The organism is Nocardia exalbida NBRC 100660 (assembly GCF_000308575.1).
GTDB lineage: Bacteria > Actinomycetota > Actinomycetes > Mycobacteriales > Mycobacteriaceae > Nocardia > Nocardia exalbida.
Window position 1 is genome coordinate 1 of record NZ_BAFZ01000118.1, and the last position, 790, is coordinate 790.

Annotated in this window: 1 protein-coding gene; it reads left to right on the forward strand. The window is 73.9% G+C overall.

Features of this window, described 5'->3' with window-relative positions; genetic code table 11:
- Positions 1 to 790: sensor histidine kinase (locus ON29_RS26590; protein WP_169332608.1), on the forward strand; the 790-nt coding region annotated here is incomplete at both ends.

A 790-nucleotide genomic window follows, 5' to 3' on the forward strand; every position in this document is an offset into this window, starting at 1 on the left:
CCGCAGCCGAAGCCCGAGCCGAGAGCAGCGAGAACCGCCGCGCCGCGGCCATGGCGGCGTTCGCGGGCGCGGCGGGCCGCATGCAGGCGATGACCACCAGCATGCTCGCCGAGCTGCGCGAGATGGAGCACCGGCACGGCGATCCCACCGTGCTCGCCGATCTGCTGCAACTGGATCACCACACCGCCCAGGCGGGCAGGCTGGCCGACAGCATCGCCGTGCTCAGCGGCGCGCGATCGGGCCGCCGGTGGGCCAAACCGATTGCCATGGAATCGATTCTGCGCGGCGCGATGGGGCGCGTCGCGGGTTATCAACGGGTACGGCTGCGCGCCGTCGCCGACATCGCGATCTCCGGCCACGCCGCGGAAGGCGTCATGCACGCGCTGGCGGAGCTGCTCGACAACGCCTGCAACTTCTCCCCGCCCACCACCGAGGTGCACGTCTACGCCGCCGAGGTCCCGGCGGGCGTCATCATCACCATCGAGGACAGCGGATTGGTCATGAGCGAGTCGGCGCTGCGCCGCGCCGAGGCGGCGGTGGCGGCCACCGGACCGGACGCACGCGGCGCCGGCGTCGACCTGTCGTCGCTGACCGGGACCCGGCTCGGCCTCGCCGTGGTGGGCAACCTCGCGCGCAAGCACGGGCTCACCGTCTCCTACCGGCCCTCCGCCATCGGCGGCACCGCCGTGGTCGTGGTCATCCCGCGGGATCTCACCACCCGCGCGGAGCGGCCGCAGGCGTCCACCGTCACGGGCACGCTGCCCGTCGCACGCACCCGCGACACCGCGCC